Below are 4,486 nucleotides of genomic sequence, written 5' to 3' on the forward strand. Positions count from 1 at the left end.
CGGCCGTCCCGCACGCGGTGCGGGTCACGGGCCGCCTGACCCCGGCGCACGGTCGCCCACTCCGCCGGCAGGTCGTCCAGCAGCCGGTACGCCGCCAGCATCGCGCAGCTCACGCGCACCGGCAGGCGGGCCACCTGGTGCAGCGAACCCAGGAGCCGCTCGGGGTCCGTGGCGTGCCAGAAGGCCACGGCGCCCGCGCCCACGAGCAGGGTGCGGACGGCGAGCGCCGCACCCACCGCCAGACCGTGGTCGGTCACCTCGAGCCCGGCCCACGAGGCGAGCACCTCGCCGTCGCGCGACACCGCGTTGACCGCGAGCAGGCTCAGGCCGAACCAGACGAACGCGAGCTGGGAGGCGACGAGGCGCCGCGCCGGCACGCGCGCGAGGCTCGCGGCGGCCACGAGCGCCAGCACCCAGAGCACCGCGAGCGGCCGGGCGTCGAAGGTGCGCCCGAGCACCACGGGCAGCGCGACGACCACGCCCAGCAGGACCGTCGGGTCGCAGCCCGCGAGCCAGCCCGCGGGCGCGGCGGGACGTGCCGCGGCCGAGGTCATGCGCCGGCGCCGGCGTGGACGAGGAGCCCGGCACCCGCCAGGAGCGCGTCGTCGTCGAGCAGGTCGGCCGGGCCCGCCGCCACCACGTCGCCGTCGCGCAGCACCACGACCTGGTCGGCGACGCGGCGCGCGAGCGCCAGGTCGTGCGTCGCCAGCACGACGGCGGTCCCGCGCGCGGCCCGCGCGTCGACCAGCGCGACGACGTGTGCGGCCTGGAGGTCGTCCAGGCCGCACGTCGGCTCGTCCAGCAGCAGCACGGGCCGGTCGAGCACGGCCATCGCCGCGATCGTCAGCCGCCGCTGCTGCCCGCCAGAAAGCCGGAACGGGTCGGCGCCGGCGAGGCCGTCCAGCCCGAAGGTGGCCAACGCCTCGCGCACGACGCCGTCCCGGGCCTCGTCCGCGACGGCACGCTCGGCGGACGCGCGACCCGCGAGCCACCCGGCCCGACCCGCGCGCCGGTCCCGGAGGCCGTACGCCACCTCCGCGGCCACCGTCCGGGTGAGCAGCTGGTGCTCGGGCCGCTGGAGCACGAGCGCGGGCGGCGCCGCCCCCGTGCCGACGACGTCGCCGACGCCGGGGAGGAAGCCCGCGAGGCCGAGGAGCAGCGAGGACTTGCCGCTGCCGTTGCAGCCCACGACCGCGGTGACCTGGCCGGCCCGCAGGTCCAGGTCGACGTCCCGCACCACCAGCCGGCCGCCCTGGTGCCAGCCGGCCCCCCGCAGCCGGACGACGGCGGGACCGGGCCGCCCCCGGTCCCGCTCGGTGCGCACCGGCGCGGGCGGCACCGTGTCGCGGACGGCACCGCCCGACCGGACCCGGCCGGACCCGTCGAACCCGACCTCGCGGGTCGGCAGCCACGCCCCCGAGGACCGCCGGTGTGCCGCCAGGAGCGTCGTGCGCCCACCCTGCCGCGCGAGCGCGGCGTGGACGCGCGCGGCCCCGACCGGATCGAGCATCGACGTCGGCTCGTCGAGCAGGAGGAGCCGCGGGTCGCCCGCCAGCACCGCCGCGAGCGCGACCCGCTGCTGCTCTCCCCCGCTCAGGCGCGCCGTGCGGCGTCCCGCGAGGTGCGCGGCCCCGACGTCCTCCAGCGCGCGCCGGACCCGGGCGCGGATCTCGCCGGCCGGGACGCCGCGGTTCTCCAGCGGCAGGGCCACCTCGGCGTCGACGGTCGGCAGGCACGTCCCGGAGGCCGGGTCCTGGCCGAGCCAGCCGACGTCGAGCGCATGCGTGGGGACCGGCGTCGAGCGGGGGTCCCTGCCGAGCACGGCGACGTCGCCGCCGACGCGGGCCGCGACCGCCTGCGGTACGACGCCGGTGAGCACCGCCAGCAGCGTCGACTTGCCGCAGCCCGAGGGCCCCGTCAGCAGGACGCGCTCCCCCGCCTCGACATCGAGGTCAACGCCGTCCAGGCCCGGCCGGGCCCGACCCGGGAACCGCACCCGCACCCCGCGCAGGCGGACGACGCTCACGCGCGCGCCGGCGCCGCGTCGGCGTCGGCCGCCGGCTCGTCCCAACGGTCCCGACCGGCGGGGAAGTTGTCGAGGACGCCCGTGCGCAGGAGCCCCTCGGCGAGGACCTTGGCGAGGACGCCGGTGAGCAGCAGCCCGCTGAGCAGCTGCAGGACCACGCGCAGGACGAGGTGGTCCTGGTGCCACCAGTCCGCCGTCGTGCCGGCCCACAGGAAGCTCGCCGTCACCGCGGTCAGCCCGGAGGCGAGGAACGTCGGCCACCCGAAGCGTCGGTAGCGCGTCACGGCGAAGGCCAGCTCCGCGCCGCCGCCCTGGACGAGCCCCGCGATGAGCAGGGTCGGGCCGGCCGGGGAGCCGAGGAAGGCGAACTCGACGAACGCGGCGCCGATCTCGGCGGCGATCCCCGCACCCGGACGACGCACGACGAAGACGGCCAGCGGCGCGACGACGATCCAGCCACCCATGAGCGCGTTCTGCGCCAGGTCGCCGAGGGGCCCCATGGCGACCTGCAGGCCGCCCCACGCCTGGACCAGCGCCCAGTACAGGAACCCGAAGACGGCGGCCAGCACGGCGAGCACGACGATGTCCCGCAGCGCCCACGCGGCGCGGCCGGGCGCGGTCCGCGGGCTCACCGGCCGGCCGCCGTCGCGGCGGACGGGCTGCCCAGGCTCACGGTCGCGTGGCTCACGACGTGCCGCACCTCGCCGCCGACGGCGGCCCACGTGTCGACGACGGTCGCCAGCACGTCGGCGAGGTCGCCCTCCAGGCGCGTCACGAAGTGCTCCGGGCGGGCGAGCGTGCCCGCGTCCCCGGCGCGCGCGATCGCCCGCTCGATGGGCCCCATCGCGTCGGGGACCCCCAGCGGGTAGAGCGCCCAGTGGGCCGCCGCGCGCAGGCCGGTGGCCGGCAGGCTCACGGGTGCGACACCGGGCAGGTCACCCGCGACGGCGCACCCGGTCTCGCCGGCGACGCGGTCCAGCTCGCCCGGGCAGCCGCGCGACAGGTGCACCACGGCCACGACGTGGCCGCTCGGCGTCGCCGCCACGGCCGAGGTGAGCACGGCGACGAGGTACCGGGCGAGGTCCTGCTCCGGTCCGCGGACCAGCGTCGAGACGTCGTCGGTGGCGACCTCGAGACCCGGGACCTCGAGCGCCGCCGCCGCGAGCGCGCCGAGGATCGGGGGCACGACGTCGTCGGCCGCGGGCAGGAGCGTGAGGCGCAGGCCCACGCCCGCCCGGACGTGGTCGGGCACGTCGCCGCTCGTCGTCGGTGCCGTGGTCGTCGGTGCGGTGCTCGTCGGTGCGGTGCTCGTCGGTGCGGTGGTCCGGGTGGTCGGCATGGTGCCTCCTGAGTGCGCGCACGGCGCCCCCGGTGAGCGCGCGGCACGGCGTCGCCGGTCGCGACCGCCGCAGCGGCACCTCGCCCATCTCCCTACGCCGGTGCGAACCGGGTCAGGTTCCACGGGTCAGTGGCTCGACCTTGCGGTCCGACCACACTCTCAGCGCGTACGCGCTCCCCGGGGGCTTGTCCCGCCGACCCTCGCCGAGGGGTCGGCGCGTGTCAAGGGTCGGCCCGCGCCGTGGACCGCCGGTCAGTCCCCGGGGACGACGCGGTAGCGCCGGTTCCGCAGCGAGGGGTTGCGCTCCCGCACGCGCGCGACGACGCCGGCGTCGAGCTCGGCGGCGGCGACCTCCGGCCCGTCGTCGGCGTCCCGGCCGCGGTCGTCGGCCGCCACCCGCCCGGGGTCGCCGGCCAGCACGACGCCGTCGGGGTCCACGACCGCCGGCCCGCCGACGACGCCTGGCCCCCGCTGCGTCGCGCCCACGACGTAGGCGGTGTTCTCGATCGCCCGTGCGCGCAGCAACGTGGCCCAGTGGTCGGCCTTGTGCTCCCCGGCGGCCCACGCGGCCGGCACGGCGAGCACCGTCGCGCCCGCGTCCACGAGCAGCCGCGCGCTCTCCGGGAACCGCAGGTCGTAGCACGTGAGGACCCCGACCCGCAGGTCACCGACGGGCACGACGAGCGGCGCCGCAGCCGGGTCGCCCGGCTCGAGCCGCTCGGACTCGCGGTGGCCGAACGCGTCGTAGAGGTGCACCTTGCGGTAGACACCCAGGACCCCGTCCGCGCCCAGCGCCACCACGGCGTTGACGGCACGCTCCGGCCGGGAGCCCGGCAGCACCGTGCCGGCGACGACCACCACCCCGGTGCGCGCCGCGGCGCGCGCCAACCCGGCGACGAAGGGCCCGTCGAGCGGCTCGGCCTGGTCGGACCCCACCCCGCGCGGGTCGAAGGCGACGGCGTACTCGGGCAGCACCACGAGCGCCGCGCCGTCGTCGGCGGCGCGCTCCACGGCCGCCACCGCGGCAGCGGCCGCCGTGGGCCGGTCCGGGTCCGACCGCAACGCGACGGCGTGCACCCGGATCACGGGCGCCTCGGCACGCCGGCGACCGCCACGGGGGT

5 protein-coding genes and 1 riboswitch are annotated in these 4,486 nt (G+C 78.6%); all 5 genes read right to left on the reverse strand.

Going from position 1 to position 4,486, the window contains the following annotated elements:
• Positions 1–554, reverse strand: a 554-nt coding sequence (locus IDM29_RS15170; protein WP_188037728.1) for an energy-coupling factor transporter transmembrane protein EcfT, incomplete at its 3' end; no start/stop codon positions are given.
• Positions 551–2,026 carry an ABC transporter ATP-binding protein gene (locus IDM29_RS15175; protein WP_182113296.1) on the reverse strand — a complete coding sequence of 492 codons (1,476 nt, stop codon included), beginning with the start codon at positions 2,024–2,026 and terminating at the stop codon, positions 551–553. The genes IDM29_RS15170 and IDM29_RS15175, both read right to left, overlap by 4 nt.
• On the reverse strand, positions 2,023–2,658 hold the full coding sequence (locus IDM29_RS15180; protein WP_182113295.1) for an ECF transporter S component: 636 nt from the start codon (positions 2,656–2,658) through the stop codon (positions 2,023–2,025). Before IDM29_RS15180 ends, IDM29_RS15175 begins: the two co-directional genes overlap by 4 nt.
• Entirely contained in the window at positions 2,655–3,365 is a 711-nt protein-coding gene (locus tag IDM29_RS15185; protein WP_182113294.1) for a YkoF family thiamine/hydroxymethylpyrimidine-binding protein, read from the reverse strand. Before IDM29_RS15185 ends, IDM29_RS15180 begins: the two co-directional genes overlap by 4 nt.
• Before the next feature lie 70 nt (positions 3,366–3,435).
• Positions 3,436–3,555: riboswitch (TPP riboswitch) on the reverse strand.
• A 62-nt stretch (positions 3,556–3,617) separates the two neighbouring features.
• The coding region (locus tag IDM29_RS15190; RefSeq protein ID WP_375372424.1) for a nitrilase-related carbon-nitrogen hydrolase at positions 3,618–4,486 on the reverse strand (869 nt) is incomplete at its 5' end.

Source organism: Actinotalea sp. JY-7885, from assembly GCF_014525465.1.
GTDB lineage: Bacteria > Actinomycetota > Actinomycetes > Actinomycetales > Cellulomonadaceae > Actinotalea.

Coding starts and splice junctions, on each gene's coding strand:
- IDM29_RS15185 (WP_182113294.1), bottom strand. CDS start 3,365: ATGCCGACCACCCGGACCACCGCACCGACGAGCACCGCACCGACGAGC.